Genomic DNA, 3673 nt, shown 5'->3' with positions numbered 1-3673 from the left:
CCTCAATAGATCGCGTTCTGGTAGAGGAGGAGGCCCCATAGGGCGCCCAGGGCCATGATCGCCGCCGCAGACCTCCGGAGGCCCAGGTCGTAGTAGGTGACCCCCACCGCCACCATTATGCCTACGTTCATCATCGCGGTCAGGGGCTCGATCGCGCCGCTCTGGTTCGCAAAGCCGCTCCAGACCTGGGGGAGGAGGGCAAACGCGCCCATCACCGACCCCAGGGTGAGCATAAGGTCATGCCATGTCAACGTCGTCTTTTCCTGTTTCAACCCCAAAGCTGCTTTCTTTTCAGCTTTTATGCCCTAATATGGCTGTTAATCATCTTCTTATCCTGTAATCTGGGATATGAAGATTTCTCACATCAATATGCCAGCCAGAGATCTTATTCTACCGCTGTTCTGAGGCGACTATGGACATTAGTCGAAATAAGACATATATCTCCCTTAAATGATTCAATCGCAATTTGAATCGAGATTGAACCTATTCCAATTGGACTGACTGCAATTCAATGGAGATAAATCTTTTGATCGGAGTTTTTATCATGTATATACGATTATATTTGTTTCATTTTCATATTTATAGAATTTTTATTTATTTTAGCCGACTAAAACGAGTTGAATATAAGTATTACTCACAATATGACATTTTATAGCTATAAAACTGATTTAATCGGTTAAAAGAAGGAAAAAAGAGTTTTATTGGTTTTAAAATCTCAAAGCCCGAAATATAGATTGGATAGACGGCTTTCTAACTCTCCTGAGCGGAGATCACCCCTTCACCCTCGACCCTCCAGGCGGCAGAAAGCTCACTATCCGATCGATGGAGGCGACGGCCTTGAGGTGCCTTCTGTCCTCCTCCCTCTCGGCGAAGGTCCGATAGATCCTCTTGGCCAGGTCCTCGGGGCTCAACTCGCCCGGCTCGATCTCGACGACGGGGTCGGCCCTCGGCTTCGTCGCCGAGACCGGACCGCCGATTAGCCGATCTTCGGCGATGCCGATGGCGATGCCGACGGGGACGTCCCGATAGTACCGCCGCTCGCCCCGGATCACGAAGGCGCCCTTCTTGATGAACTCGCCCGGCTCCGGGGTCTTGGTCACCTGCTCTGCATTAACGAGATAGCAGTCCCCCTCAAAGAGCCCCGCCTTCCAGATGCTGGAGTAGCTGACCGCGAACTCCGCCGCCTCCCGGAGGGTCGACTCGGGAACCTCCTCGCCCATCGTCTTGACGACGGTGAGAGGCGCTCCAGGAACGTCGGTGTGAAGGGCGAGGTCCCGCTTCTCGAGATACTTGGAGTAAATCTCCTCGTTTCCGCTCGCGTCCCTTCCTCCGATGACTAGGAAGCCGTCGGAGGACTCAAACCACCGGAAACGCTCGTACCACCTCGGCTTTCGGCGCCTGGTGACCTTCCTGGTCTTGATCTTCTCGGGAGCGGCCCTCCTCCCGATGATCCTGATCGTCTCCTCCAGGGCCTTCTCTGCCCCCTCCCTCTTCTTCGCCTGCTCTTTGGCCCGGTCGTAGTAGCGCTGGGCGTTCTGGGGAACGGTGAGGTTGGCGTTCAGCTCCAGCTCAGCCCCCCCAGAATCGCCCTCAACCCCGGCCTCGCCGGGGGCTTCGTCGAGCCGGAGGCAAAGCTCGCCCTGGTAGTCGAGGGATAGGATCTTATCTGCGATCGGAAGGCCCGAGGTCTTGATCTTCGCCAGGATCTCAGAGTAGGTATACCCCTTATCGAGGGCCCCGGATATGGCGCTGAGGATGGAGTCGACCTCTCCATACCGCTCGTAGATCTTCTCTCCCAGGGCGGCGAACTTTCTCTCCTTATCCCGAAACTCCCGGATCGACCGCTCCTGCATCTCCCTTCTCCGCTCCAGACTCGTCTTGGGCTTCGGCCCCATCTCCTCTTCGGAGGAGAAGTACTCATCCAGGGCCCGGCTGAAGCTCTCAAAGTCCCGACGCTCGAGGTCGCCGTAGACCTCCAGGGGCGCGGGGACGACGTCGACGAGATTCCCATGATCGAGGACGAAGTGGGGTTCGATCTGGACGAGGCCGAAGATCTCTCCCAGAGCCCGATGGACCCGGTCGATCTCCTCGCCGGAGAGGGAATGAGCCGGGGTCGTCTTCTCCAGCCCCGCCCTGAGACAGACCTCCTCGGCATAGGTCCCGCCCATGTTCAGACCCCGGACCAGAGTCCTGACCAGGTCGGACTCTGAGGCGGCGAGGAGGAAGGCGAGGTCGTTTCTCGAGACAGTCCTCGGATCGAGCTGAGCTTCACGATACTGGTACTTCTCGCCGGCGAGAAGCCTTCTGTCCCGGAAGGCGAGAGGCCGGAGGGGCAGAACAATCCTCCCGTAGTCGTCGAGGAGGAGTACGTTCCCTTTGGGGAAGATCTCGGCGATGAGGACGTAAGAATCGTCCCCTCGCTCGATCTCGATCTCTGCCACCCGATCGAAGCCGTGCTGACGGACCTCCGCCACCCGGCCGCCAGTGAGCCGGCTTCGGAGCATCGTCGGAAACTGGGGTGGCATCTTGGGAGCCTCCCGGGGCTTCTCTGTTAGGTGAATTCGCCTCCCGGCCTCGATGAGGAGGTCGAGCTTTCCCTGGCCGGGGGACTGGAAGGAGATCACCACCCTGTCCGGGGCGAGCTGGTAGGCTTTGCCGACGAAACCGCCCACCAGCTTCTCTCGCAGCTCCTCGGCGACCGCCGCCACGTCCACGTTGCTCATCGCCTTCTTCATAATGGGCGGACCAGGGCGATCGACAGATAAATAGTTGCGGACGTCCCCTCAAAGGATGGTGAAAGACCGTCGTTATATAGCAGACCTGATGCTGATGAGGCTCGCTCGCTGGATGAGGATGGCGGGCCACGACGTCTCCAACCCCCCAGAGGGGGCCGACGACTCAGACCTGATCGAGATCGCCCTGGCCGAGGGGAGGACGCTCCTCACCAGGGATAAGCTCCTGGCAAAAAGATGCGAGAAGGCAGAGGCCAGATGCATCCTCATAAGCTCCTCGGACCTCGATGAGCAGCTCTCTGAGATCGAGGATGCGGGAATTTTCCTGGAGCCGGAGCCGGTGAGGTGCACCCTCTGCAACGGTCTCCTCCAAGAGGTGGTGGAATCAGAGAGCTGCGACGACCCCCGCCGCCCGGAGGGGGGACCGGCCCTCTGGAGGTGCGAGAGTTGCGGCAAGCTCTACTGGCGGGGGTCCCACTGGAGGGGGATCAGAGATAGACTAAAGAGGCGGGACAGTTGAGAAGAGGATACCTTCGAAGATTGATATAACTAATACAAATTTATATAATTAATATAATCGAATAATAGATGGTTTGGTCCAAGGTCCGCCTGGACTATCAGGCGGTGATCTTGGACTTGGCGATGTACTTGATCAGGTCGGGGGCGAGCCTCGTCTTTCTCTGGATCGCAGCGGTTGTCTCCTCGATGCTATCGCCTTCTTTGATGAGGTTTCCGATCTCCTCGATCGCCTCTTCGTCCACCACATAGTACTCGTCGATGTCCTTCCTGTGACCCCAGACGTCGCCCTCCAAAAGGTCGATCCCCTGCATCTCCAGGAAGAGCTTGATCGCCTTGGACATGGTCTTGTGGTAGGAGGGCGGAACCTGGACGGCCCGGAGCCTCGGGCAGCTCCTCATCAGGTCGAGGAAGTCGACGTTCGA

General features: G+C 57.7%; 4 protein-coding genes. 1 reads left to right on the top strand and 3 read right to left on the bottom strand.

Annotation, left to right across the window (positions count from 1 at the left end):
* Window positions 1-2: 2 nt before the first annotated feature.
* Window positions 3-272 (bottom strand): hypothetical protein, encoded by a 270-nt coding sequence (locus tag ACP5EL_RS09675; RefSeq protein ID WP_428402304.1) that lies wholly within the window; start codon window positions 270-272, stop codon window positions 3-5.
* A 498-nt stretch (window positions 273-770) separates the two neighbouring features.
* The gene (gene rqcH, locus ACP5EL_RS09670) at window positions 771-2735 is read right to left on the bottom strand and encodes a ribosome rescue protein RqcH (RefSeq protein WP_428402303.1); all 1965 of its coding nucleotides are present in this window, start codon (window positions 2733-2735) and stop codon (window positions 771-773) included.
* A 55-nt stretch (window positions 2736-2790) separates the two neighbouring features.
* On the opposite strand from rqcH, the gene ACP5EL_RS09665 reads away from it, so the two are divergent.
* Window positions 2791-3252 (top strand): Mut7-C RNAse domain-containing protein, encoded by a 462-nt coding sequence (locus ACP5EL_RS09665; RefSeq protein WP_428402302.1) that lies wholly within the window; start codon window positions 2791-2793, stop codon window positions 3250-3252.
* A 97-nt stretch (window positions 3253-3349) separates the two neighbouring features.
* Here ACP5EL_RS09665 and ACP5EL_RS09660 read toward each other — a convergent pair.
* Window positions 3350-3673: DUF1699 family protein (locus tag ACP5EL_RS09660; protein ID WP_428402301.1), on the bottom strand; the 324-nt coding region annotated here is incomplete at its 5' end.

Origin of the sequence: Methanocrinis sp., from assembly GCF_049974945.1 — an archaeon.
In the GTDB taxonomy this organism is placed as follows: Archaea; Halobacteriota; Methanosarcinia; order Methanotrichales; family Methanotrichaceae; genus Methanocrinis.
This window is presented reverse-complemented; position numbering and strand designations above follow the sequence as displayed.